Source organism: Synechococcus sp. CB0101 (assembly GCF_000179235.2).
Classification (GTDB): Bacteria; Cyanobacteriota; Cyanobacteriia; order PCC-6307; family Cyanobiaceae; genus Vulcanococcus.
Genome location: NZ_CP039373.1, coordinates 1,961,137 through 1,984,199, shown reverse-complemented (window position 1 = coordinate 1,984,199; position 23,063 = coordinate 1,961,137). Strand labels below are relative to the sequence as shown.

At 64.5% G+C, this 23,063-nt stretch carries 21 protein-coding genes and 2 tRNA genes; 7 read left to right on the top strand and 16 right to left on the bottom strand.

From position 1 onward, the window contains the following. The first annotated feature begins 1 nt into the window (after window position 1). Complete coding sequence (locus CB0101_RS10585; RefSeq protein ID WP_010311710.1) at window positions 2-1,183, top strand: cation:proton antiporter; 1,182 nt, start codon at window positions 2-4, stop codon at window positions 1,181-1,183. Here the strand turns inward: CB0101_RS10585 and CB0101_RS10580 are convergent. The 3 genes from CB0101_RS10580 to recF all read right to left on the bottom strand — a co-directional run bounded on the left by CB0101_RS10580 (window position 1,155) and on the right by recF (window position 3,123). Continuing rightward, window positions 1,155-1,430: a Rho termination factor N-terminal domain-containing protein gene (locus CB0101_RS10580; RefSeq protein ID WP_010311712.1), complete on the bottom strand. Its 276-nt coding sequence runs from the start codon at window positions 1,428-1,430 to the stop codon at window positions 1,155-1,157. The genes CB0101_RS10585 and CB0101_RS10580 overlap by 29 nt on opposite strands. A 100-nt stretch (window positions 1,431-1,530) precedes the next feature. Beyond that, window positions 1,531-2,007, bottom strand: coding sequence for an adenosylmethionine decarboxylase (speD, locus tag CB0101_RS10575; RefSeq protein WP_029553147.1), 477 nt, complete (start codon window positions 2,005-2,007; stop codon window positions 1,531-1,533). A gap of 27 nt (window positions 2,008-2,034) precedes the next feature. Continuing rightward, window positions 2,035-3,123 (bottom strand): DNA replication/repair protein RecF, encoded by a 1,089-nt coding sequence (gene recF, locus CB0101_RS10570; protein ID WP_246833877.1) that lies wholly within the window; start codon window positions 3,121-3,123, stop codon window positions 2,035-2,037. A gap of 76 nt (window positions 3,124-3,199) precedes the next feature. On the opposite strand from recF, the gene CB0101_RS10565 reads away from it, so the two are divergent. Then, a tRNA-Arg gene (locus CB0101_RS10565) sits at window positions 3,200-3,273 on the top strand. Window positions 3,274-3,335: 62 nt separating this feature from the next. Here CB0101_RS10565 and CB0101_RS10560 read toward each other — a convergent pair. The 8 genes from CB0101_RS10560 to CB0101_RS10525 form a co-directional block, all read right to left on the bottom strand. Beyond that, window positions 3,336-3,803: a hypothetical protein gene (locus CB0101_RS10560; RefSeq protein ID WP_010311719.1), complete on the bottom strand. Its 468-nt coding sequence runs from the start codon at window positions 3,801-3,803 to the stop codon at window positions 3,336-3,338. 9 nt (window positions 3,804-3,812) lie between these two features. Next, on the bottom strand, window positions 3,813-6,848 hold the full coding sequence (ppc, locus tag CB0101_RS10555) for a phosphoenolpyruvate carboxylase (RefSeq protein ID WP_010311721.1): 3,036 nt from the start codon (window positions 6,846-6,848) through the stop codon (window positions 3,813-3,815). Beyond that, window positions 6,845-8,002, bottom strand: coding sequence for a glutamate--cysteine ligase (gene gshA / locus CB0101_RS10550; RefSeq protein ID WP_010311723.1), 1,158 nt, complete (start codon window positions 8,000-8,002; stop codon window positions 6,845-6,847). The genes ppc and gshA overlap by 4 nt, the downstream gene beginning before the upstream one ends. After that, a complete protein-coding gene (locus tag CB0101_RS10545; protein WP_010311725.1) occupies window positions 7,999-9,519 on the bottom strand; it encodes an anthranilate synthase component I family protein in 1,521 nt (506 codons plus the stop codon). Before CB0101_RS10545 ends, gshA begins: the two co-directional genes overlap by 4 nt. A 95-nt stretch (window positions 9,520-9,614) precedes the next feature. Beyond that, window positions 9,615-10,037 carry a photosystem I reaction center subunit II PsaD gene (locus CB0101_RS10540; RefSeq protein ID WP_010311728.1) on the bottom strand — a complete coding sequence of 141 codons (423 nt, stop codon included), beginning with the start codon at window positions 10,035-10,037 and terminating at the stop codon, window positions 9,615-9,617. 121 nt (window positions 10,038-10,158) lie between these two features. Next, complete coding sequence (locus CB0101_RS10535; RefSeq protein ID WP_246833747.1) at window positions 10,159-11,535, bottom strand: sensor histidine kinase; 1,377 nt, start codon at window positions 11,533-11,535, stop codon at window positions 10,159-10,161. Next, window positions 11,532-12,818, bottom strand: coding sequence for a rod shape-determining protein RodA (rodA, locus tag CB0101_RS10530; protein WP_010311732.1), 1,287 nt, complete (start codon window positions 12,816-12,818; stop codon window positions 11,532-11,534). Before rodA ends, CB0101_RS10535 begins: the two co-directional genes overlap by 4 nt. After that, complete coding sequence (locus CB0101_RS10525; protein ID WP_010311734.1) at window positions 12,815-13,924, bottom strand: Mrp/NBP35 family ATP-binding protein; 1,110 nt, start codon at window positions 13,922-13,924, stop codon at window positions 12,815-12,817. Before CB0101_RS10525 ends, rodA begins: the two co-directional genes overlap by 4 nt. Before the next feature lie 177 nt (window positions 13,925-14,101). On the opposite strand from CB0101_RS10525, the gene hemF reads away from it, so the two are divergent. Next, the gene (hemF, locus tag CB0101_RS10520; RefSeq protein ID WP_010311736.1) at window positions 14,102-15,187 is read left to right on the top strand and encodes an oxygen-dependent coproporphyrinogen oxidase; all 1,086 of its coding nucleotides are present in this window, start codon (window positions 14,102-14,104) and stop codon (window positions 15,185-15,187) included. Here hemF and CB0101_RS10515 read toward each other — a convergent pair. From CB0101_RS10515 to CB0101_RS10505, 3 genes are read right to left on the bottom strand one after another with little or no spacing between them, the layout of a single operon-like run. After that, window positions 15,146-15,976, bottom strand: a complete 831-nt coding sequence (locus tag CB0101_RS10515) for a hypothetical protein (protein ID WP_010311739.1) — start codon at window positions 15,974-15,976, stop codon at window positions 15,146-15,148. The genes hemF and CB0101_RS10515 overlap by 42 nt on opposite strands. Before the next feature lie 35 nt (window positions 15,977-16,011). Further along, window positions 16,012-16,566, bottom strand: a complete 555-nt coding sequence (locus CB0101_RS10510) for a cofactor assembly of complex C subunit B (protein ID WP_010311743.1) — start codon at window positions 16,564-16,566, stop codon at window positions 16,012-16,014. After that, window positions 16,484-16,957: a PadR family transcriptional regulator gene (locus tag CB0101_RS10505; RefSeq protein WP_043718174.1), complete on the bottom strand. Its 474-nt coding sequence runs from the start codon at window positions 16,955-16,957 to the stop codon at window positions 16,484-16,486. Before CB0101_RS10505 ends, CB0101_RS10510 begins: the two co-directional genes overlap by 83 nt. 107 nt (window positions 16,958-17,064) lie before the next feature. On the opposite strand from CB0101_RS10505, the gene CB0101_RS10500 reads away from it, so the two are divergent. Beyond that, on the top strand, window positions 17,065-17,769 hold the full coding sequence (locus tag CB0101_RS10500) for a ribonuclease D (protein WP_010311748.1): 705 nt from the start codon (window positions 17,065-17,067) through the stop codon (window positions 17,767-17,769). 8 nt (window positions 17,770-17,777) lie between these two features. Here the strand turns inward: CB0101_RS10500 and CB0101_RS10495 are convergent, their stop codons facing one another. Together CB0101_RS10495 and CB0101_RS10490 are read right to left on the bottom strand one after the other, a co-directional pair. Continuing rightward, complete coding sequence (locus CB0101_RS10495; protein WP_010311750.1) at window positions 17,778-18,035, bottom strand: hypothetical protein; 258 nt, start codon at window positions 18,033-18,035, stop codon at window positions 17,778-17,780. A 25-nt stretch (window positions 18,036-18,060) separates the two neighbouring features. Further along, a complete protein-coding gene (locus tag CB0101_RS10490; RefSeq protein ID WP_010311752.1) occupies window positions 18,061-19,311 on the bottom strand; it encodes a lipid-A-disaccharide synthase-related protein in 1,251 nt (416 codons plus the stop codon). Window positions 19,312-19,353: 42 nt separating this feature from the next. Here CB0101_RS10490 and CB0101_RS10485 point away from each other — a divergent pair. The 3 genes from CB0101_RS10485 to CB0101_RS10475 all read left to right on the top strand — a co-directional run bounded on the left by CB0101_RS10485 (window position 19,354) and on the right by CB0101_RS10475 (window position 22,804). Beyond that, window positions 19,354-19,424 (top strand) — tRNA-Cys (locus CB0101_RS10485). 547 nt (window positions 19,425-19,971) lie between these two features. Next, window positions 19,972-22,020 carry an acyltransferase family protein gene (locus CB0101_RS10480; RefSeq protein ID WP_010311756.1) on the top strand — a complete coding sequence of 683 codons (2,049 nt, stop codon included), beginning with the start codon at window positions 19,972-19,974 and terminating at the stop codon, window positions 22,018-22,020. Window positions 22,021-22,231: 211 nt separating this feature from the next. Further along, entirely contained in the window at window positions 22,232-22,804 is a 573-nt protein-coding gene (locus CB0101_RS10475) for a recombinase family protein (protein WP_010311759.1), read from the top strand. Window positions 22,805-23,063: the final 259 nt, after the last annotated feature.

Here is a 23,063-nt window from a genome sequence, read left to right as displayed (position 1 = left end):
GATGCAAGGCCACGAGATGCAGATCGCCACGCTGTTTGTGGCTGTGGCGCTGGCGGCCTGGCTGCCATCCCTGCTGCCCTGGCTGGCCATTCCGGCACCGGTGCTGGAATTGCTGCTCGGCATCGCCATCGGCCCCCATGGCTTCAACCTCAACAGCAATGGTCCGGTGATCACCTTGATCTCCACGCTGGGGATGGCGGTGCTGTTCCTGCGGGCCGGCTTTGAAGTGGAGCCGGAGATGGTGCGCGGCCGGGCCCTGAAGCTGGCCTGGAACGGCTGGCTGGCTTCTGCGGGTTTCGCCGTTGTGGCAGCGGCGGGGCTGGTGATCGCAGGAGCGTTCCCGGCCGGAGCCTGGCCATGGATCGCCCTGGCGCTGAGCACCACAGCCCTTGGCGTGGTGCAGCCCCTGCTGCGCGACCGCGGCTCGCTACCGGATGGATACGGCCAAACCCTGGTGGTGGCGGCGGGATTCGGCGAAGTGATGCCCACACTGCTGCTCAGCCTGGTGGTGGCCCGGGCTGATCGCATCGCGGATCAGGGGCTGGCGATCCTGGGCTTCAGCGGGCTGTGCGCCCTGTTGCTCTGGCTGGTGATCCGCCACCGACACCGCTGGGAAGGCTTTGTGGAGCGCACCATGCACGATTCGGCCCAGCTGCCGATCCGCCTGGTGATGGGGCTGCTGGTGTTGATGGTGGTGATCAGCAACCTGGTGCAGATCAACCTCGTGCTGGGGGCGCTGGTGACCGGCGTGCTGCTGCGCTTCGGCACCAACACATCCCATCAACAAGCCCTGGCCGATCGCCTGGATGGCCTGGGGAGTGGCTTTCTGATCCCACTCTTTTTCATCCAATCCGGGATGCTCCTCGATTTCAGCGTCCTGGCACGGGATCCCCTCTCCATCGCCTGGATCCCGGTGGTGGCGGCGCTGATGCTGCTGGTGCGCGGCGGGCCGATGTGGTGGCTGGATCGCCCTTGGCTGCCGCAGCGGGCGCGCCTAGCCCTCGCCCTCGACTGCGGCACGCAGCTGCCGCTGGTGGTGGCCATTGCCATGCTTGCGCTGCAGCGCCAGGTGCTGACCTCAACCCAATCCACCCTGCTGGTGGCAGGCGCGATGCTCACCGTGCTGGTGTTTCCAGCCGCTGCAACCCGCCTGCTCAGACCGACGGCTGAGCTGCCGCGTTGATCAGCTGATCGATCAACTCAGCCTTGCGCAGGCGGCTGATGCGGCTGAGGCCCTGACGGCGAGCCATCTGCTGCAGTTCCGCCACGGTGCAGCCCTCCAATTGCGCACGCCGAGGCTGAGGTGGATGGGCAACCACGCTGTTGGCTGGCGGCGCTGCAACGGAGCGGCGCTGGGCGAGCAGGCTGATCGCCCCCAGAGCCCCTGCTCCCAGGAGCAGCACCTCGATCGCAAAGGTGAAATCGTGCATGGGTCATCGCACAAGTTGGCGGCATTACAGCCAACTTGTGCAGTCCATGCCAATCAAAAAGCCCCTTCCGAAGAAGGGGCTTCAGGGGGCTATGGAAGCTTCAGGCAGCAGCCAGAGCCGGTTCGCGCTCAGCACCAGCCACGGAACCGGGGGTTTCGCGGCGGAAGCTCTTGAGCTTGTAGTTTCCGGCGTCGAGCTCTTCACTGAGCACGATGCAGGCGCGTTCGGGCATGGTGTGGTCACCGCAGGTGAACACGTCCACAGCGGCATAGCCCGATTCAGGCCAGGTGTGGATCGAAATATGGGATTCGGCCAATAGAGCCAGCCCCGTCACACCCTGGGGGTCAAACCGGTGGGTGATCAGGTTCAGGAGAGTGGCGCCAGCACGCTTCGCAGCGGTGGTGATGGCGTTCCTGAGGAAAGCCTCGTCGTCGAGCTTGGCGGGATCGCAGTTGTACAGCTCGAGAATGCAGTGTTTACCCACCATTTCGGTGGCACTGGGTGCTTGGGGGCTCGCGGAGAAGGTCTCAGCTCCGGTCCATCCCGGGTTGGGGTGGAGGCAGGCCGCTTGGGTCATCAGATCCAGGCAAAACAGCAAATCACCTTACTGGCCGGGCCGCAGCGATCCGGCCTCAACGGTCACCACCTGCGAACGCTGATGCCAGCCGCCGCTGAAGGCCCCCAGATGCGTGGCACTCACCAGGCACTGGTGGCCCTCCCCCACAGCTTCCAACAACAGCTGCTGGCGGCCTGGATCTAGCTCCGCGAGCACGTCGTCGAGGAGCAGCAGTGGCGGTTCACCCCAAAGCTGATGCACCAGCTCCAGCTCCGCCAGCTTCAAGGCCAACACCAAGGTGCGCTGCTGCCCCGCTGATCCATAGCGGCGGGCCGGCTGATCCCCCAGCTCCAGCGCCACCTCATCGCGATGGGGGCCCACGCTGCACTGGCCAAGCCGCAGCTCCTCGGGCCGCTGCTGCCGCAGCTGCTCCAGCAGCGCATCGCGCCAAGGCCCCTCTGCCTCCTCCCCCTCCAGCTGACTGCCAGGCCGGTAACGCAGCTGCAGCTGCTCGCGGCCACCACTGAGGCGCTCCTGCCAGGCGGCCGCCAGCGGCTGCAGGCGCCGCAACGCCCGCAGGCGGCGGCGATGCAGGCGGGTGCCGATCAGGGCCATCTGCTGGTCAAACGCCTCCAGCAGCTCGGGTTGCATCCCCGCCCCCAAACCGCGCCGCAACAGTTGCGAGCGTTGCCGCAGCAAGCGGCCATAGCGGCTGAGCAGCTCGGCATACACCGGCTCGAGCTGCAGCACCACCCGATCCAGCCACTGGCGCCGCAGGGCCGGCTCACCGCGCACCAGCTCCAGATCGAGGGCGCTGAACCCCACGCAGCGCAGCGGCCCGATCAACTCATGCTGACGCTCGAGCACCTTGCCGTTGCGCCGCGCCTGGCGCCCCCCCTGAAGACGCAGCTCCAGCTCCAGCAGATCGCCCCCTTCACAGCTGGCGCTGATCAACGCCTGGCGCTCCCCCTGGCGGATCAGATCGCGATCGCTGCTGCAGCGGTGGGAGCGCAGGCTGCCCAACAGCTCCACCGCCTCCAGCAGATTGGATTTGCCCTCGCCGTTGCGGCCGATCACCAGCAACCGCGGCGCCTCAAAGGCGAGGCTCAGGCCGCTGTAGTTGCGGAACTGGCGCAGCTCCAGGCGATGCAGCCGAATGGGTCTGGGGCGCTCTGACGGCTAAGGTAAAGCCCGTGAGGTGCTGCTCCCGCGAGGGCATGTAGCTCAGTTGGATAGAGCATCAGATTCCGGTTCTGAGTGTCGGGGGTTCGAGTCCCTCCATGCTCGTGAGGTTCGGAGTAGCCCACTCACCCTCCAGCCCTGCTTCGGCAGGGTTTTTTTGTGCCTGTTCAGAGGCTGAGGCCCATGGCGCGGATGCCACCGGGATCCACCACAAAGCCATGGCGCTTGAGGGCCTCCTGAGCCATGGGCGTCGCCGCCACCGAGATGCTGCAACCCGGCAGCTCCCGCCGCAGCCGGCTCAGGGCGCTGTGCACCAGCACGATCATCAGCTGCTCCTGCTGGGCATCAGCGGGATGGGCGCTGAGGTCCCAGAGGTTGGCATTGAGGGCCAGGTCGCTGGTGACCCGCACAAAGCCCACCAGTGCACCGGAGGCATTACGCACACTCAGCTGCCAGGTGCTGCGCTGCAGCGCTGCCTCCACCCGGGGCAGCGGACGGCTGGGATCCCCGCAAGCCACGAGCAGGGCATTGAGCTCCTCCGCGAGGGGCGGCGACTCACTGCTGAGGCTGTAGCCCGGCGGCAGCGCCGGAGCCTGGGGCTGCGACCGGAAGGGAATCAACAGGGAGTCGAGCACCGCGCGTCCTCAGCCGGTGTTGCGCATGCCAGCGGCAATGCCATTGATGGTGAGCAGGGCTCCGCGCAGCAGCTCGCTGCGGCTGTAGGTGCGGCCGTCGTCGCTGGCGGCGGCTTCGCTCATGGGGGGCTGGCGGTTCTGATCCCGCAGACGACGCAGCAGGGCCACCTGCAGGTAGCCCAGGGGAATGATCGTGCGATTGCGCAGCTCCACCGAGAGCTGCAGGGCCGGATCGCCATCCAGCAGGCGCTGATGGCCCGTGATCGCCAGCACCAGATCGCGGGTGAGGGCAAATTCCTTGGCGATCACCCCAAAGATCTGCTCAAAGGCTTCCCGCAGCTCGGGCCGCCCCAGGGAGCGCACGTAGTGATGGGCCAGATCCAGATCCACCTTGGAGAGGGTCATCTCCACCTTGGAAATCAGCATCCGGAAGAAGGGCCAGCGCTGATAAAGCTGCTGGAACAGCTCCAGCTGCCCAGGATCGCCATCCAGCTCCTCCTGCAGAGCCGCGCCCACACCAAACCAACTGGGCAGCAGGAAGCGGCTTTGGGTCCAGCCGAACACCCAGGGGATCGCCCGCAGGCTGGAGAGGTCTTTGGCGCCGCTCTTGCGGCGGGCCGGACGGCTGGAGATCTGCAACTTGCTGATCTCCTCGATCGGGGTGACCTGCTGGAAGAAGGCCACCAGATCCGGGTTGTCGTGCACCAGGGCGCGGTAGTGGCTGCGGGAGGAGGCCGCCAGGCGAGCCATCAGCTCGTTCCAGTCAGGGGTGTCATCCACATGGCTGGTGATCAGGCTGTTCTGGATCACCGCGGTAGACACGGTTTCGAGGTTGTAAAGCGCCAGCTCGGGCAGGGAGTATTTCGAGGCGAGCACTTCACCCTGCTCGGTGATCTTGATGCGGCCGTTGAGGGTGCCGCTCGGCTGGGCCAGGATCGCCTGATAAGCAGGGCCACCGCCGCGACCCACCGACCCGCCGCGGCCGTGGAAGATGCGCAGCGCCACGCTGTGGCGGGTGGCCAGCTGCTGCAGGGCGATCTGGGCCTGGTGAATCTCCCAGTTGCTGGAGAGGAAGCCGGAGTCCTTGTTGCTGTCGGAATAGCCGAGCATCAACTCCTGCAGGGGCTTGCCGGTGGGGCTGGTGCTGGCGATCAGCTGCCGGTAGAAGGGCTCGCTGAACAGCCGCTCCATCACCGCCGGGGCGGCTTTGAGGTCTTCCACCGTTTCAAACAAAGGCACCACCAGCAGATCGGAGCGCTGCGCCATCGGATCCACCAGGCCGGCCTCCTTGGCCAGCAGCAGCACCTCCAGCAGATCCGACACCGTGTGGCTCATCGAGATCACATAGGTGCGGCAGATGCGGCTGCCGAATTCCTGCTGCAGGCGATGCACCACCCGCAGCACGTCGAAGGTTTCAGCCGTGGCCGGGCTCCACTCCACCGCAGGCGGGATCAGGGGGCGGCGGGTCTGCAGCTCGGTGAGCAGCCACTCCACCCGCTGAGCCTCCTCCATCTCGCCGTAGGGCACCGGCAGCTGCAGGTAGCGGGTCAGCTCATCGAGAGCATCGCTGTGGCGGGTGCTCTCCTGGCGGATATCAAGGCTGGCCAGGCAGAAGGCAAAGGTGTGCACCTGTGCGATCAGGTTCTCGAGGGGCTCACAGCTGAGGCCCGTGCCCTGAAGGCTGTCGTTGATCAGCTCCAGATCCGTACGGAATTCGGTCACCGTGGCGTAGTGCAGCTCCGGCGTCGGTGCGGCCGCGAGCACGCCCTGGCCGAATTCCGGCAAGGGCGGACGGGTTTCACCGGGGGCTTCCCAACCGGCACTGGCGAGCTGCTGATTGCGCTGATGGGTGAGCCGCAACCGCTCGAGCACATAGCTGAGCTTGAGGCGGTAGGGCTCGAGCCGGTAACGGGCGGCGCGCTCCTCGTAAATCTCGGGGAAACGCAGCCGGTCCATCTCCAGCGATTCGAGCAGCGGCGCGCTCACCTGGCTCCACTGCATCGAGATGCTGAGCTGATCCCGCAGATCGCCCACGGCCGCCACGTAGCGCTCGAGCATCAGCTGGCGCTGATAGCAAGCGGTGCGCCAGGTGATGTCGGGGGTGACCGACGGATTGCCATCGCGGTCGGAACCCACCCAGGAGCCGAAGGTGCAGAAGGCGTCACTGGGGGGCGCCACATCGGGGTAGGTGGCGGTGAGGGCATTGCGGATGCGCTGCCGCAACTGCGGCATGGCGCCAAACAGCACTTGTTGGAAGTAGTGGAGGGCGTAATCCACTTCATCCAGCACCGAAGGCTTGAACTGGTGCAGTTCATCGGTGCGCCACCACAGCCGGATCTCCTCCTCGAGCTGCAGGCGCAGGTTCTGATGGTCGTTGAGGTTGGTGGGCTGGCTCTGCTGCAGCTGCTGGATCAGGGCAGCGACGCGGCGCTGTTTATGGCGCACCGTGTGGCGCACGATCTCGGTGGGGTGAGCGGTGAACACCAGGCGGATGTCGAGCTCCACCAGCAGCTGCTCGATCTGGGCAGGCGGAACGCCGAGGGCCCGCAGGCGGGTGAACAACTCGCGGAATGTGGCCGGCTCGCTCTGGCTGGCCAGGGGCGGCACGAAGGGATCGTTGAGATCCTCAGGGTGATGGGCCCGCAGGCTGGCCAGGTAGCTGTCTTCCTCGATGTGCTGTTCGAGGATGTTGACCAGCTGGAAATAGAGCGAGAAGGCCCGGGCAGCGGCGATCGCCTCCGCCAGATCCATATCGCGGATCAGTTCGATGATTTCCGCAGTGGAGCGCGCCACCGCCTCCGAGTTGGACGCATCGCCGGGCACACCATCAACCGCGCAACTCAGCTCCTTCATGCGGAGCAACCGCTCCGCCTGCTGCGACGGACATTCACTGCGCAGCACCGTCTGCCAGAGGTCTTCCACCAGCTCGAGGCGCTCATCAAGCAGACGCGTGACCCTGGGCTCAACCGCGACAGCAGAGGCTTCGTTGGCGGTGAGGGTGAGCCCCATGGAACTGTGCGAGGCAGAGACGTTGGCCATGATCATCCCAAAGTGGCCACGCCGTCTGTTGCAAGCACGGCCGTGAGCTCGCTTTCGCGCTGGGCCATTTCCGCCGCACCAGCCGCGATCAAGGTCGCCACATCAGCACCGGCGCCATGGGCCGCGATCCATTGCTGTGCCTGATTGCCCTCCTGCAACACGCGCTGCAACGGCGCCAACCAGCCCTCCAGCTCCAGCTGCTGGGCCAGGGGGGCCATGGCCTCAAGCTCAGCCGCCAGCCAGTGGCGGGCCAGCAGCGGTTCGCCGCTGCGCCAGTGGCGCAGCTCCGCATCAAGGCTGCTGCGGGCAGCGGCCCGATCGTTGGCATCGGCGAGCTCGGCCAGCTGCTCGAGGCTGAGGCTGCTGGCCTGCTGGGGGTCGTGAGCCGCCGGATCGCGGAGCAGCTGATGGATGCGCAGCTCAGCGAACGCCGTGATCGCCAGCAGCAGCAGCGGATCGGCGATCAGATCACAGATGCGGATCTCAAGCCGATTGAGATCGTGGGGGCGGTTGTCGCCGTTGGGCCGCACGGAGGTCCACAGATGGCGCACGTTTTGCATGGTGCCCAGCTGCAACTGCTCCTCCACCCAGCTCACGTAGTGCTGGTGACTTGCAAACAGCGGCACCTGCTGCGGGGTAATCGGAAACTGCAGCCAGCGCTGGGAGTGGGCACCGGTGGCCTGACCATCGAGAAACGGTGAACTGGCACTCAGGGCGAGCAGCAGCGCCGCTTCGCAGCGCACCAAACGGCAGGCCGCAAACAGGGCCTCCATCTCGGTGAGGCCAAGATTGATGTGCACGCTGGCAGTCACCACCCGGGTGCCGTAGGTGGCCTCGATGTAGGCGTGATAAGGGTTGTTGGGATTGGATCGCTCGAAGCGATGGCTATCGCCGGTGCTCAGGGTGCTGCCGGGCAACATCGTGAGCTGGCGATCCGCCAGCCAGCGGCGCAGGCGCAGGCGCGGCTCCAGCAGCAGCTCCAGCTGGGTGGCGTAGCTGGCAGCCGGGGGGGTGGTGTATTCGAGGTTGCGGCAGTCGGGTTCGGTCACGAACCCATCGAGGGCCGCAGCCGCCTCCGCTGAACAACCCACCACCGTGCCGTCGGCGCGGCCGGTGTAGAGCTCCACCTCGAAGCCCTTGAGCAACAGGGGATGGCTCATGCCAGGCAGGCCAGAGCTTTGAGCATGCCGCGGGCCTTGTTGAGGGTTTCCTGAAACTCTGAAGCCGGCACTGAATCGGCCACCAGCCCAGCACCGGCCTGCACCTGCACCCGCCAGCCCCCGTTCTCGGCCGGCAGCACCACCATCGTGCGGATGGTGATGGCGGTGTTGAGGGCACCACTGAGATCCATGGCGCCGTACACACCGGAGTAGGGCCCGCGTGCATCGGGTTCGAGGGCGTTGATCAGCTGCATGGCGCGGATCTTGGGGGCGCCGCTCACGGTGCCCGCAGGGAAGGAGGCCATCAGCAGATCCCACACATCGCGCGAGGGATCGAGGAGACCTTCCACTTCACTCACGATGTGCATCACGTGGGAGTAGCGCTCAATCACCATCAGCTCACTCACGCTCACGCTGCCGGGCTGGCAGACGCGGCCCAGGTCGTTGCGGCCCAGATCCACCAGCATCACGTGCTCAGCTCGCTCCTTGGGATCGGCCAGCAGATCCGCTTCGAGGGCCTGATCCTCCGCCTCATCCACGCCGCGGGGGCGGGTGCCGGCAATCGGCCGCAGGGAGGCCTTCACCCGGCCACTGCCATCGGCCATGGGCTCAGCCTTCACCATCACCTCAGGGCTGGAGCCGATCAGGTGCCAGCCGCCGAAGTTAAAGAACGCCATGTAAGGGGATGGGTTCACCATCCGCAGGCTGCGATACAGCTCAAAGGGCTCACGCTGCACCTCTGTTTCCAGCCGCTGGCTGATCACCAGCTGGAACACATCCCCAGCCGCGATGTGGTCCTTGGCGGTGAGCACGGCCGCCTCAAAGTCCTCCCGGGTGCGGTTGCTGCGCGTGGGCAGTTCCGCCGTGGGCGATTCACGCCAATCCAGGGGCGTGAGACCCGGCGGCAGCGGCGCATGCATGCGCTGCTCCAGGCCATCTAAACGGCCAATCGCCGCGTCATAAGCGACGGCCGGATCAGCGCCCGCGCTGCAATCCACATAAGCCACGGCCGTGATCTGCCGCTTCACCTGGTCGAACACCAGCAGGCTGTCCGCCAGCATCCAGCAGCCATCCGGAGGGCCGTCAGGGTCGGTGGGATGCACCGGCACGCTGGGCTCGATCCAGCGGATCAGCTCATAGCCCCAGAAGCCGAACAGCTGGCCCACCGGCGGCAGGCCTGGAATCGAGGAAGGGGTGTACGGCTGCAGGGCATCGCGCAGCAGATCAAAGGGATTGCCCTGGAGGTGTTGGCGACGACCATCGCGCCAGCACTGCTCCGCCTGATCAGCGCGCACGGTGAGCGTCCAGAGCGGATCGCTCACCACGAAGCTCCAGCGGCCGATGTGCTCACCGCCCTCCACCGACTCGAGCAGCACGCCGTGTTCACCGCCAGCCCCCACCTTCAGCCAAGTGGTCAGCGGCGTTTCCAGATCCGCCGGCCAGGTGCGCCAGATCGGGATGTAGCTGTTGCCCGCTTCAGCCTGGGCCAGAACAGTGGCGCGGTCGGGAGAAGGCATCACAGGGCGTGCAGGCAAAAAAAACGGGGCGCCTGGCCCCGCCTTTATAGAGGTTGATCGCCCCGCCGCAGACCCCGGGCTGGGCCGATCCAGCCTCAGGAATCGAAGGTGTTCTTGCCGGTGAACTTGATGCTGGCGGGGTTGCCGTTCTGACCGATGCGACGGGCGTTATGACCCACCATCAGACGACCCTCGTTCACCTTCTCGGGGAACACGCCATCTTTGGGGTGCAGGAACTCGGTATCACCGCCGGGGAAGATCCGATAGATCTTGTAGTCCTCGATGCGAGGCTTGAACTTGGTGCGCAGCTGGGTACCCAGGGCCAGGCACTGCTCCTTGCGCGCGAAATACATGATGTTTTCGCCCTCGTTCATGTGAGCAGCACCACCGGTGGGGAGCTCGAACGCCTGAACCTTGCTGCTGGTCCAGGTGATGGCGTACTTCTCTTCGGTTTCAGCGGCGTTGAGCAGACCGCCCGTGCTGCCGATGTACTTCGGGAGTTGACCGCTCAATGCCATGGCTGTTCCGGAGAGGGGAGTCGGCGGACCGCAGACCGTTTCGACCGGAAGCTAGCACCGTGTTTTGGGGCCAACAGCCTGTGGCAGCGGGGTCTTCACACCCGTCAACAAACCGCGGGCTTCAGGCCTGTGCCACCGGGAAAAACACGGTGAGATCGTTGCCGGCTCGCTCCGCCAGCCGCCCCCCCAGGCTGTGGAACAGCCGCTGGGTGGCCTGACGGCTGAGCTGCAGGCTGCCGGTGCCCGGATTCCAGCTCAAAACCGGCCCCACCCGCTCTGCCGCCGCCGCCTCGCCGGACTCCACCAACGCCGCTTCACTGGCGCTGAAGCGCAGCTTCAGGCGGGCACCGGCGGGCTGCAGGCTCAGGCGCACCACCGCCCCTGAGGGCAAGCCACGGCTGAAGCGATCCACCAGACCGCCGAGCACGGTTTCGAGCCGAGCCGGATCGCTGAGCACCGGCGGCAACTCCGGGCTGCAGCGCAACTCAATCGCGAGGCTGCGGCGCAGCAGCTGCTGGCGCCAAACCGGCTCCAGCTGCTCCAGCAACCGGGCCAGATCGGTGCGTGCGAGCGCCTGGGGCGGTTCAGCGCTGCCCGGCTGGCGCTGCAGCTCGGCCGCCAGAAAAATCAAACCGAACCGATCGATCTGTTCACTGCATTCCCCATCGATCTGCTGCAGGCGCTGGCGCACCAGAGCCGGTAGGTCGCTGCGGCGCAGCAACGACCGAATCAGGGTGCGGATCGTGGCCAGCGGGGTGCGCACCTCATGGGTGAGGGCTTCCAGTAGCGCCAGCTCGCTGCTGGGGCCCGTGGTGGCGCCGGCATCGGCGGCGCTGCTGCGGTGCACCAGGGGCTGCAGGGTGAGGCTCGGGGCCATGGCCGCCAGCCGCTCCGCCAGCCGCGGCCAGAAACGCTGGGCCAGATGCTCATCGCTCTGCAAGGGCCCCAGGCCCTGAATCGCCTGGCGCAGCCGCTGCCCCTGCTCAGGATCGCTGTGCTGCAACCGCTCATCCAGCAAACTCAGGGCCGCCGAGAGCGTGGGCGGGTCAAAGCGCACCACCAGTCGGCGCTGGCCGCTGTCGCCCAGGAGTGCCATGGCCACCTGCAGGCGCGGGGTGAGCACGAGTAGCAGCGGATCGGTGCCATCGCTCTCGAGCAGCGGCTGGCGCTGGAACCCACCAACCGACCGTGCCGGTGCCTGGCTCACCCCCGGCGGCAACAGCGGTGAACCCGCCTGCAGCAAATCCCCAAGCTCTGCCGGCGCCCACACCCAACCCTGCAGCTGCTGCAGCAGAGCCGGCTCATGCAGAGCAGGCAGCGGTGAGGCGAGCCACACCCCTTGCTGCGCCCCCAGGGGCAGCAAAAAATCCGACTGAAGGGTGGCCAGCGCCGCCCACCACTGGCGGCGCACGCTGTCGTCGTCACTGCAGCCGGGCGGCACCCCCTCCGCCAGCCGCTCCCGCAGCCGCGCAAGGCTCACGGGCTCTGAAACGCTCACCAGCGGGGCAGCCCCTGGCCGCCGCGGCGGGCCACCGATGCGCACAGGCCAAGGGCAATGAAGTTCACCAACATCGCCGAGCGGCCGTAGCTCAACCAGGGCAGGGGAATGCCGGTGATCGGGCCCAGGCCAATGGTCATGTTGATGTTCACCACCACTTGAAACATCACCATCGCGCCAACGCCCACCACCACCAGCGACTCCACATCGCTGCGGGCTTTGCCGGCGATCTGCAGCAAACGCCAGATCCAAAACACAAACCCGAGCACCGCCAGCACCGAGCCCACAAACCCCAGCTCCTCGCCTAGGGCGCTGAAGATGAAATCGGTGTGCTGCTCCGGGATGAACCGCAGCAGCGTGAGATGCCCCTGCAACAGCCCGGTGCCGAACACACCACCAGAGCCGATGCCCACGGTGCTCTGCAGCAGGTGATAGCCACCGCCAAGGGGATCCTTATTGGGATCAAGGAACAGGGTGAGGCGATCGCGTTGGTGGGGCTGCAGGAAGTTGTTCCACAGCCAGGGAGTGGCCACCGCAAACACCCCTTGCACCGCCAGCACCAGCGAGAGCCCCACCCGCTTCCAGGGCAGGCTCTTCCAGGCCACAAGCCCCATCGCCGGAATCCAGGCCAGCAGCAACCAGGGGAACACCCCCGCCACGATCGCCGTGATCACCGGCGAGAGGAACAGCACCACCCAGCTGCCCGGCATCCCCGACCAGAACATCATCACCAGCAGCACCGCACCAAACACCAGCGAGGTGCCCAGATCGGGCTGCACCAGCACCAGCAGCCAGGGAAAGCTGATGATCGCCACCGGGCGCACCAGATCCACCGGGCGCTCCACCGGATGGCGCGAGAGCACCCGAGCCAGCAGCAGGATGGCGCCGATCTTGGCGAACTCTGAGGGCTGCACATTGAAGCCAGCGATATTGATCCAGCTCTGGGCGCCGAGGGCACTCACCCCCACCACCCGCACCGCAATCAAGCTGGCCACGGTGACGCCATAGATCACCCAGGGCCAGCGGGTGATGCTCTCCACGGGCACGCGCGCCAGGCCCAGCGCGATAGCCAACCCCACCGCTGCGGTGACCCAGTGCTGGTACCAATCGGCGTAATCCGCCTGGCGCTGGGTGCTGGCGATCAGGATCCCCGACACGAAGATCATCGCCAGGGGGATCCACCACAGCAGCTTGTCGACGCGATCCACCCAGCGGCGCCGGCGCCCACCACCGGCGGCGAAGAGGGCGCTGCGGCGCCGGCCCCAGAACCCCAGCAGGGTCATGCGGCGGCCGCCAAGGGCAGCAGGCGTGCTGCCAGATCACGGAAGGCCTGAGCCGTGAGCGATTCCGGGGCACTCAGCACCGCCGGGCGGCCGCCATCTCCCCCCTGCACCACCGCCAGCTCCATCGGCAGTTGGGCCAGAAGGGGCACCTCGCTCTCTTGCGCCAATTGGGCGCCGCCACCGGCACCGAACAGCTCGTAGCGCTTCTCTGGCGCGTCGGGCGGAATGAAGGCGGTCATGTTTTCCACCACCCCCAGCACCGGCACCCCCAGCTGCTGGAACATCGCCAGGCCGCGGCGCGCATCCTGCAGCGACACCATCTGCGGCGTGGTGACGATGATCACGCCTGCCATGGGCACCGCCTGGGCCAGGCTGAGCTGGGCATCGCCAGTACCCGGTGGCAGATCCACCACGAGCACGTCGCGCTCACCCCACTCCACCTGATAGAGGAACTGGCGAATGATGCCGTTGAGCATCGGCCCACGCCAGATCACCGGCTGATGGGCATCAATCAACAGCCCCATCGACACCATGGCGATGCCACAGCTCTCCAGGGGCGTAAGGATCTGGGCGTTGCCGCTGCCCTGCACCTGGGGCGTCTGATCCGCCACCCCCAACATCGTGGGGGCGTTGGGGCCATAGATATCGGCATCGAGCAATCCCACCTTGAGGCCAGAGGCCGCCAGGGCACAGGCCAGGTTGACGGCCACGGTGCTCTTGCCCACGCCACCTTTGCCGCTGCTCACGGCAATCACTTGCTTCACCCCGGGGATGGGCTGGCGCTCAGGCCCGCCGCCGCCATGGCCCGCGGCACCGATCGGAGCCTGCTGATGGGGGGCAGCCGCCGGCGCCGGGGGCGGTGCCAGCTCGATCTGCACATCCTCAATACCGCCCAACTGCAGCAGGGCACCGCGGGCGTCGGCGGCAATGCGCTCACGCTGGGCATTGGCATACCCCGGCAGGGCCAGGCGGAACACCACCCGGTTGGTCTGCACGCGCACCTGCTGAATCCACTCCAGCTCCAACAGGCTGCGGCCGCTGCCGGCGTCGGTGAGGGACTCGAGGGCGGCGAGGGCCTGGGCTAAGGCCTGATCTGCGCTGGCCATCGGGCTGGAGGAAAGGACCCGGATCCTAGAAGCGGTTGCCGGAAGCACCAGCGGCCAGCCACGCCACGCGAACCGCATCCTGCGATCGTGATCACGAAGCCTCTCGAAAGCTTGTGCGCCGGCCGGGTGAGCTGAAAAGGTGAGGCGGTTTGCCGGAGCCCCGCAGGGGTTGCACTGATGTTGAAGGGCCTGCTGTCGCGAGCCAAAGCCAAGCTGGGCAGCGCCCCCGCCCCGGCACTGGAGGCCCCACCGGCCGATTCACGTCAGCGGGCCAAGGCGCTGCTGATGGGCCTGCAGGATTCGATCTGCGCCGGGCTGGAGCAACTCGATGGCACCGGCCGCTTTGCCGAAGAAAGCTGGGTGAGGCCCGAGGGCGGCGGCGGTCGCTCGCGGGTGATGAAGGGCGGCCGCGTGTTCGAGCAGGGCGGCGTGAACTTCTCGGAGGTGGAGGGCAGCGAACTACCTCCCTCGATCCTGAGTCAACGCCCGGAGGCCAAGGGCCATCGCTGGTTTGCCACCGGCACCTCGATGGTGCTGCACCCCCGCAACCCCTACATCCCCACCGTTCATCTCAACTACCGCTATTTCGAAGCAGGCCCGGTGTGGTGGTTCGGCGGCGGCGCCGACCTCACTCCTTATTACCCCTTCTTAGAAGACGCCAAGCACTTCCACAGCACCCTCAAGGGCGCCTGCGACAGCGTGAACCCCTCTTTTTATGAGGTGTTCAAACCGTGGTGCGACGAATACTTCTATCTGAAGCACCGCGATGAAACCCGCGGTGTAGGCGGCATCTTCTACGACTATCAAGACCCCCGCGGCGTGCTCTACAAGGGCCAGAACCCCGCCGGGCCCGCCGCCGCTGCCGGCCAGCGGGTGGGCGCCCAACCCCAGAGCTGGGAGCAGCTGTTCGCCCTGGCCAGCGCCTGCGGCAACGCGTTCCTGCCCAGTTATGCGCCCATCGCCGAGAAGCGCCAGCACACCCCCTACGGCGAACGGGAACGGCAATTCCAGCTGTATCGCCGCGGCCGCTATGTGGAGTTCAACCTGGTGTTCGATCGGGGCACGATCTTCGGCCTGCAGACCAATGGCCGCACCGAATCCATCCTGATGTCGCTGCCGCCGCTGGTGCGCTGGGAATACGGCTACCAGCCCGAGGCCGGCAGCCGCGAGGCGCTGCTCACCGATCTCTTCACCAAGCCCCAGAACTGGCTGGGCGACGACTCACTGATCGCCCGCTGCCAGCCCCACGGCGCTGTGAACTGACGGCTGAGGCGACACGGCGAGGGGCTGCGGCCGCTCGCCGACCCCCAGCTCCAGGGCATTCACCACCCGCATGGTGATGGTGGCAAGAGCCTGCTCGCGGCTGGCTGGATTGCGCAGCGCCGTTTCCAGTGGGGCCTCCAACTTGCCGATCTCCAGCAAGGTGATGCCCCGGCGGGGCCCGCCCAAGCCGCCGCGGAAGTGGCGCGGATAGCCGCCGAACGCCTGGGCCAGGCTCTCATCGATGCTGCTGTGGGGGCGATGCAACGCCGGGATCACGCCGGAGCCCACCCCATCGGGGCCGTAGGCATCGAAGTGGATCTCGAGGGCATAGCCACCGGCGGCGGCATGGACCTTGCCCACGCTCCAGTTGGTGCGGGGGTCGTTGCCGTTGTGGATCGTGCGTACGGGCGGCTCATAGAAGCGGATCGCAAGGCCGCGCTGCTGGCCCAACGCCACCACACGCCGCGCCACTTCGAGGTTCCAGTAGAGCTCGTCGCGGATGCCGGGCTGCATCGGCCGGGCCCCGGCCAGATCCACGGCCGCCCCGGACGTGCCCGCACCGGCGATGCCCTGGGAATCAGCGTGGCCAGCCATCACCAGGATCTCCACCTCGCGCCCCAGCTGGCGCCGCCCCACCCAATCGCGCTGCAAACGGCTGCGCACGCCGGTGAGCGGATCACGGCCACCTGTGCGGGGTGCGGGTGCCTCGGCCGCCGCCGCCAGCCCCAGGGTGGCCAGCAGCAATCCCACCAACAACACACTGCGGCGAAGGCCAGTCGGGCAGGCCATGCGTGACGGCGTCGATGTCAACTGATCACTCTGGCTCAGATCGGGGAGCTCAGCAGATTCCCATCGCTGAACAGACCCAGCTGCGGCCCCAATTCCTGCTCCAGCGCAATCAGCTCATCACGGTGGGCACGCAGGCGCAGGGCGCTGCCGGTGGCCTGGTCATGGCTGATCAGGCGCAGCTCCACCACTTCGGCGCGGGCGGCGCGGCGGCGATACAGCACCCCGGCGAGGGGTCCCAGACCGATCAGCAGCAGCGGCCACCAGTGCAACGGCGGAATCAGTTGGCGCAGCACCAGCCCCAGGCAACCGGCCCCCACACCCCCCAGCAGCGAGAGCAGCACCGCCAGGCCGCCACTGGCCTGCACCTCGCCGCGGAAGCGCAGCAGGCGCCGCTCCGGGTTGCTCTCCTGCTCCAGCCAACCGCGCTGCTTGAGCCAGTCGGCCATCACGGGCAGCACTTCGAGGGGCGGCCGGGAGGAGCGCACCTCCACCACGGTGGTGCGGTCTTTACTGGCGGCCCGCAGGAAGAACACCAGGCCGACAGCCAGGAGCAGGGTGAGCAGCAGGGTGGAACCCAGAGCTGGGGGCATGCGCGCCGCCGTGCAGATGGGCTTCATTCTCCTCAAGCCAGTGCCGCCATGGCGTCATCAGCTCCTGGGCCGCATCGCGGTGCTCATCCAACAGGTGCAGCATGCGCCGCGGCCGGCCTCGGCTGGGGCAGCGCTGGCTGTAGCTGCTGATCGCCCCCTCGTGATCGAGAAAGTGGATCGACTGCTGCAGCACCGTTTCCGACAGCCTCAACTTGGGATGCGCATCGCTGAGGTCGTGCATCAGCGCGGTGGGGTAGCTGTCGCGCTCAAGCAAGCACTCGAGGATCCAGCAGACAGCCAACTCCAGCCCCAGATGCTGAATGGGGGGCTGCTCAAAAAAGGCTCGGATCGCTCCAAGACCCGAGGGCCCCGAGGGGCGGGGGGATCGCATCACAAAGGCCCGGCGGCACACCCATCTGCTAGCGCAGTCTCATTTCGATTTTCAAGAGCGAAAGATGATCTTGGGTTTTGCCGGTGCATGGCCGGCGGTCCGCGACGATGGCCCAAGCTCCTGCCTCCACCTTGACCAGCCCCCAATCCAGCGGTCCCGTTGCACCGGCCGCCGGCTCTAACCCGGCCCGCTTCGCCGTGCTCGATGGCGATCTCACGCCGGAATGGCATGAGCTGCTCGGCCGCTCCAGCGCCCTGGCGGTGGACACCGAAGCCATGGGCCTCGTGCATGGCCGTGATCGCCTCTGCCTGGTGCAGATCAGCGACGATCAGGACAACGTGTGCTGCATCCGCATCCTGCGGGGCCAGAGCGAAGCCCCACTGCTCAAGCAGCTGATGGAGCACTCGGGCATCGTGAAGGTGTTCCACTTCGCCCGCTTCGATGTGGCAGCCCTGGGCGAGGGCCTCGGCATCGCCGTGAATCCACTGTTTTGCACCAAGGTGGCCAGCCGCCTGGCGCGCACTTATACCAACCGCCATGGCCTCAAAGAGCTGGTGAGCGAGCTCTGCGGGGTGGAGCTCGACAAGGGCGCCCAGAGCAGCGACTGGGGCCGCGTGGAAGAACTCAGCGAGACACAACTGGCCTATGCCGCCAACGACGTGCGCTACTTGCTGCCCGCCCGGGAACGGCTGACCCAAATGCTCGAGCGCGAAGAGCGCCTGGATCTGGCGCAGCGCAGCTTCCAGTGCATCCCGGTGATTGCCGAGCTCGATCGCGGCCGCTTCGGGGCGATTTTCGAGCACCGCAGCTGAGCCAAGGCTCAGTCGTCGCCCAGGTAGTTCTCTTCTTCCTTCACCGCTTCGAGGAGCACGTCGAGCAACTGCCTGGATTCCTGGCTCACGCCCTCGCTCTCCACCAACAGCCGTTGGGCGATGAGCAGGCGGCCAGCGTTGTCGCGCACTTCCTCACGGGCGGCCACCAGATCCACCTTGCGGCGGGCGGCGGCAATGCTGATGCTCAAAGCGCTGGCCAGCTTTCCGCAGGCCATCACGTAGTCCTTGTCCTGGGGGGCTGCCATGCGAGCTGCAGAAGGCCTAGCGCCATCATCCCGCCTGGCCTGCAGCCGGCTCGAGCAGGCGCTGCTCCAGCAGCCGTGCCAGCGCTTCACTGCCGCCGGCTGCGCCCATCCGGCGCCTGCCGATCCGGCCCAGGGCATCCCGCTGCGGTGGATCGTGCAGCAACAGCGCCAGGCGCATGGCCAACGCCTCCGCCGTGCGGCACACCTCCACCGAGCCCCCGAGCAGGCGGCTCTGGCGCTGGGCAAACCCCAGCTTGAACTGGGGGCCGGGCCCCGGCAGCGACAGAGCCGGCACGCCCAGCCCTACCAATTGTTCGGTGGCCGTACCGGCGGCTGCCAAGCCGATCTCTGCGCAGCCGGCCCAGGCCGCAAATCGCCCGGGCCCCACCGCCAGCAGCACAGGGCCCCGCCGCCAAGCCGCCGCCGCCCGCAATGACGGTGGCGCAGCCGCCGGCTCAAACCCCAGGCCGCCCAGCAGCGGCGCCCATTCCTCGGGGGCCGGCCTGGAGCCGCAGGGAGCCAGCACCAACAGGGGATCCTGCTCCTGAAGCAGCGCCAAGGCTTCCAGCAACCGGCGCAGATTGCCCAAGGCCTCGGGCATGCGGCTGCCCCCCAACAACAACAGACGCCGGCAACTGCTCAGCTCCTCGGGGAGAACTTCAGCCCGCAAGCCGTCCATCATCGGGTTGCCGGGCGCCAGCGCCTGCACCCCGTGCCGCCGCAGGCCGCGAGCGGTGAGGCGATCGCGCATGGCCACCAGGCGGCAGCGGCGCACCGCCATCAAGGCCCATTCCCAGGGATCCCACTCGCTGCCCTTGCAGCGGTGATAAAGAGCCGCCAGCCCCGCCGAACCCGGACCGCTGGCCCAGGTGTAATCGCTCTTGGGCGTGCCGATGAAGCCATAGGGAGCGCCGCTGCCCCAGGCGAGCAGCAGCGGCAACAGATCCCCCACGGCCAGCACCGGATCACCGCGGCGCCCCCAGCGGCGCACCAAGCGCCATTGGCGCCAGCTCAGGGTCAGCACGCCAGCCCAGAGATCAGCCAGCAGGCCCCGCAGGCTCTGATTGCTGAAACCACCACTGGGGAGGTGGCGGCGCGGGCCCACCCGGCGCAGCACCCCGGCCGCCTCGGCGGCGGCGAAGGCTCCGCCCTCGCCCACCAAGGGCATCACCGCAATCTCCAACTCGGGCCGGCGGCCATGAAGGGCCTGAAGCACCCGCAGAGCGATGAGGTCTTCCCCATGGCCGTTGCTCAGCACCAGCAAACGGCCGGGCATCCCGTGACTGATACGATCCGCCCTGGGAGTTTGCTCCCACCCGGCGGCATGGCCAAGTGGTAAGGCAGAGGATTGCAAATCCTTTACCCCCAGTTCGAATCTGGGTGCCGCCTCTGAATTTTGAAACCACAGAGGCGCCTTATCTGGTGCCCTGACGAACAGGAGTAGGCGTCGAGGCACCATATCTGGAGTCCTCGGTTGTTGCGACCTGGCGATCCAGTCCCCTCTCAGGCGGAAGGTGAGCGGAAGGTGACAAGGGGTGCGCCTCTGGTCTTGGAAAAGGTTCCCAGGATTCACCTTCCCAGCGCCTGTCGCTCAACTCATTGCGCCCAATCCACACCGAGGTGCTCAAGGGCACCACGCAGCATCTCCACGACGCCCACAGCGCCTCCTGGACGCTGCGGATGCCACCCAGACCACGCCTGGTACTGGACGCCCCTCCCACCCTTGTTGCGGCGCCTCAGCACCCGCAGGGCAATCACCTGGATCACGGGACACCAGGGCACCATTTCCCCCTGAAGGAACGCTGAGAGCACCGAGTCGGCGATAGAGCAGCACCCTCCATCCCCCCCCCGTGGCGGATGAGGGACAGAACCGAACAGGAGATGCCGCGGCGAAGGGTGGCGATATGCGATATAGTTATGCCCCCCCTAAAAGCAGATGGCGACAGTATCAGCACCATCCATTACCAATAAAACTTCACCAAACAAGAGCAAATACCGCCCCGAGATTGATGGTCTGAGGGCATTTGCGGTGGTTGCTGTCATCATCAATCACTTCAACAAGAACCTGCTGCCCAGCGGATATTTGGGCGTTGATATTTTCTTCGTGATTTCGGGATATGTGATCACTTCGTCGCTGGCGGGCAGGGAGTCCAAGAACTTCCTGGATTTCCTTACTGGGTTTTATGTGCGACGGATCAAGCGCCTGGTGCCTGCACTGGTGGTCTTCGTCCTGATCACCAGTGTTTTGATATGCCTTTTCAATCCTGATCCCACGCTTGCCCTGATAACAGGTGGCACCTCGCTCGTTGGTTTGTCAAATCTCTATCTACTCAATCAATCAACCGACTACTTCGCCCAATCAACGGAACTGAACCCCTTCACGAACACTTGGTCACTTGGGGTGGAAGAGCAGTTTTACCTACTGTTCCCATTCCTGATCTGGTTCTCAGGGTTCGGGCGGCAGAAGGACAAAGGAGCACGAAATCTATTTCTATTAGTTGGATCGCTGACGATTGCTTCACTAATCAGTTTCATTTACCTGTATCAGATCAATCAACCTGCTGCCTACTTCCTGATGCCACCTCGGTTTTGGGAGATGGCAGCAGGATGTCTAATTTTTATTGGTTTTCAGAGGAGGGCAAGGGTTGAGCAAGCATTAGAGCAGGTTCCACCTCTTCTAGTAATGCTGGCAATGGTGGGGGTGATGTTCCTGCCCATTGGCGCAGCAGTTCCTGCAACCATATCAATTGTGCTGCTTTCAGCAGTGCTGATTGCCTGCCTCAAAAAAGGAACTATGACATATCACTTTTTCACCCTTGAAAAGGTCGTTTATGTGGGTCTGATCTCTTATTCGCTATATCTATGGCACTGGTCAGTGCTTTCAATAAGTCGTTGGACTTTGGGCATTCATTGGTGGTCTGTCTTTTTGCAAGTTCCCGCCATGTTTTTTATAGCATATCTATCTCACAAGTATATTGAGAGTCCATTGCGCAAAACAAGGCATATCCAAAGCATCCAAACGGCAATAGGAGCAGCACTTTTGACAACGAGCGTGAATGCGTCTATTATTTTCCTCCTAAACCACAAGTCGGCAAATGTTTTCCAATTTGCGAACCCCCAAGTGCGACTAATTGAAAAGCGGCTTGACAATGGAAAAGTTTATAGATCATTGATTTTAAAAGATTCTGATAGTTGGCAGAAATGGGGGCAAGCAGCAGGTATCAAGAAGACCAAGGGGTGCCATAAAAGCGACTTGATAAGAGAATCAGATTTGAGCAAGTGCCTTGGAATTGACAAAAGCGATGGGTTCAAGAGCAGAATTTATGTTATAGGAGATTCTCACGCAAGTGCATATGCCCCAGGTCTAACGAACGCATTTCCAGACGCCGCGGTTAGAACTTATACAGTGGGATGGGGGTGTGCATATCTACCTAGATCTACCGCAGCACATATATCACGAATCAAGAACTTTAATTGCAATGACTACATTGCCAATATTGATACCTTCGTTTCCAATGATATACGCCCTAAAGATATGGTCGTATTGAGCATGGACTGGAGGGATGGAGCAGGGAAGAAGAATTCTCCTGGGTTGGGAAATGCTGTTGCATCTCTTGCTGAGCGCATTGTGTCGCAAGGAGCATATTTTATTCTTTTAGATGATGTTCCTGCGCTTGGAGATCCGTTACTTTGTCAGAAAACATGGTATAGACCCTCCCCCCTATCTTCATGCGTAAAGACAATCAGAGAAGTGGCAACAGATCAGTCATCACTTGATGCGATTGGGCGAATGATAACTTCCGCCAGTCAGACCAACACAAAGTATATAAATTTAAGGCAAGAATTCTGCGATAAGAGGGGCATTTGCTCGATTTATCTTGATGGAGTTCAGATTTTTCGCGACGATGGGCATATTACTGAAAACGCAGCAGTTCGGTATGCTTCCAAAGTGCTGAAGAGCGAATTGGCATCTTTAATGCGGTAATTCGCTCGTATCGTTTTATGGAGCATTGTGATCCACGAATAACTATTGCCCTCCTTGAAGTTGGCGCATTTGCGGGCAGGCGCCATCGTGGGAGCGTTCCAAAAACCGAACGGAAACCAGAGCATCGCCCAAAACCCAATCCACTGGGTTCTGAGCGTTCCAGAAACAGTGTTCGGATGGTAGAGTTTCCGAAACGACCTTTCTTGGAACAGTGACCGCCAGAAGCGTTGGTTACGCCCGCTGCTCAACCGCCCACCAGACCACCGATGCCCAGGTCGCTGCCCTGAAAGCGGCAGGGTGCGCCGTGGTCTTCCAGGAGACCATCAGCACCAGAACGGCGGAGAAGGATCGCCCCCAACTCCAGGCGGCGCTCAATGCCCTGGTGGATGGCGACGAACTGGTGGTGGCGAAGTTGGATCGCCTCGGCAGGGATCAGCGGAGCGTCATCAACCGACTCCACGACCTCCAGGAGCGTGGGATTCACATTCGGACTCTGGACAACCTTGTCAATACGAAGGCACTGGGCAAGTTCGCACCTGTTCTGATCGGACTCTTGACAGGTCTGGCGGAGGTGGAGCGGTCACTGATCCGTGAGAGGACTCTTGAAAGCGTTCAGCACAGGCGGGAAGCGGGTGGGAAACTTGGCGGCAGACCCAAGACCAACCAGGCAAAGGAGCGCCTTGTGTTGCGGTTGAGGGATGAGGGGTGCTCCTACCGCTCCATCAGAGAACAGACGGGTCTGGCGCTTTCCACGATTCGGCGAATCATCAGTGAGGCACAGTGATTTCGCTGATTTCTCTTGATAGAAACTCAAGGGTAAATATCCAGAACTGGCAACAACCTTCTGAAATCAACTAAAAAATATGAAACCGTGAAGTGTTTCTCGCGGTCTTAGGCGGTATTCAATCAGAAAGGGGTTCCCAAAATATCAAGTTCGCTATATAATTACTGGAGACAATCAAATCCGAAAACCATTAGGCAGAGGTCATATGGCGGAACGAGGAGAAAAATAAGGATCTGCTGGGAAGAGTCCAATCCACAGA

Excerpts from the sequence above, each read along its gene's own strand:
- CB0101_RS10585 (WP_010311710.1), top strand. The coding sequence starts at position 2 with ATGCAAGGCCACGAGATGCAGATCGCCACGCTGTTTGTGGCTGTGGCG.
- CB0101_RS10580 (WP_010311712.1), bottom strand. The coding sequence starts at position 1,430 with ATGCACGATTTCACCTTTGCGATCGAGGTGCTGCTCCTGGGAGCAGGG.
- speD (WP_029553147.1), bottom strand. The coding sequence starts at position 2,007 with ATGACCCAAGCGGCCTGCCTCCACCCCAACCCGGGATGGACCGGAGCT.
- ppc (WP_010311721.1), bottom strand. The coding sequence starts at position 6,848 with ATGATCATGGCCAACGTCTCTGCCTCGCACAGTTCCATGGGGCTCACC.
- gshA (WP_010311723.1), bottom strand. The coding sequence starts at position 8,002 with ATGAGCCATCCCCTGTTGCTCAAGGGCTTCGAGGTGGAGCTCTACACC.
- CB0101_RS10545 (WP_010311725.1), bottom strand. The coding sequence starts at position 9,519 with ATGCCTTCTCCCGACCGCGCCACTGTTCTGGCCCAGGCTGAAGCGGGC.
- CB0101_RS10540 (WP_010311728.1), bottom strand. The coding sequence starts at position 10,037 with ATGGCATTGAGCGGTCAACTCCCGAAGTACATCGGCAGCACGGGCGGT.
- rodA (WP_010311732.1), bottom strand. The coding sequence starts at position 12,818 with ATGACCCTGCTGGGGTTCTGGGGCCGGCGCCGCAGCGCCCTCTTCGCC.
- CB0101_RS10525 (WP_010311734.1), bottom strand. The coding sequence starts at position 13,924 with ATGGCCAGCGCAGATCAGGCCTTAGCCCAGGCCCTCGCCGCCCTCGAG.
- hemF (WP_010311736.1), top strand. The coding sequence starts at position 14,102 with ATGTTGAAGGGCCTGCTGTCGCGAGCCAAAGCCAAGCTGGGCAGCGCC.
- CB0101_RS10515 (WP_010311739.1), bottom strand. The coding sequence starts at position 15,976 with ATGGCCTGCCCGACTGGCCTTCGCCGCAGTGTGTTGTTGGTGGGATTG.
- CB0101_RS10510 (WP_010311743.1), bottom strand. The coding sequence starts at position 16,566 with ATGCCCCCAGCTCTGGGTTCCACCCTGCTGCTCACCCTGCTCCTGGCT.
- CB0101_RS10505 (WP_043718174.1), bottom strand. The coding sequence starts at position 16,957 with ATGCGATCCCCCCGCCCCTCGGGGCCCTCGGGTCTTGGAGCGATCCGA.
- CB0101_RS10500 (WP_010311748.1), top strand. The coding sequence starts at position 17,065 with ATGGCCCAAGCTCCTGCCTCCACCTTGACCAGCCCCCAATCCAGCGGT.
- CB0101_RS10495 (WP_010311750.1), bottom strand. The coding sequence starts at position 18,035 with ATGGCAGCCCCCCAGGACAAGGACTACGTGATGGCCTGCGGAAAGCTG.
- CB0101_RS10490 (WP_010311752.1), bottom strand. The coding sequence starts at position 19,311 with ATGCCCGGCCGTTTGCTGGTGCTGAGCAACGGCCATGGGGAAGACCTC.
- CB0101_RS10480 (WP_010311756.1), top strand. The coding sequence starts at position 19,972 with ATGGCGACAGTATCAGCACCATCCATTACCAATAAAACTTCACCAAAC.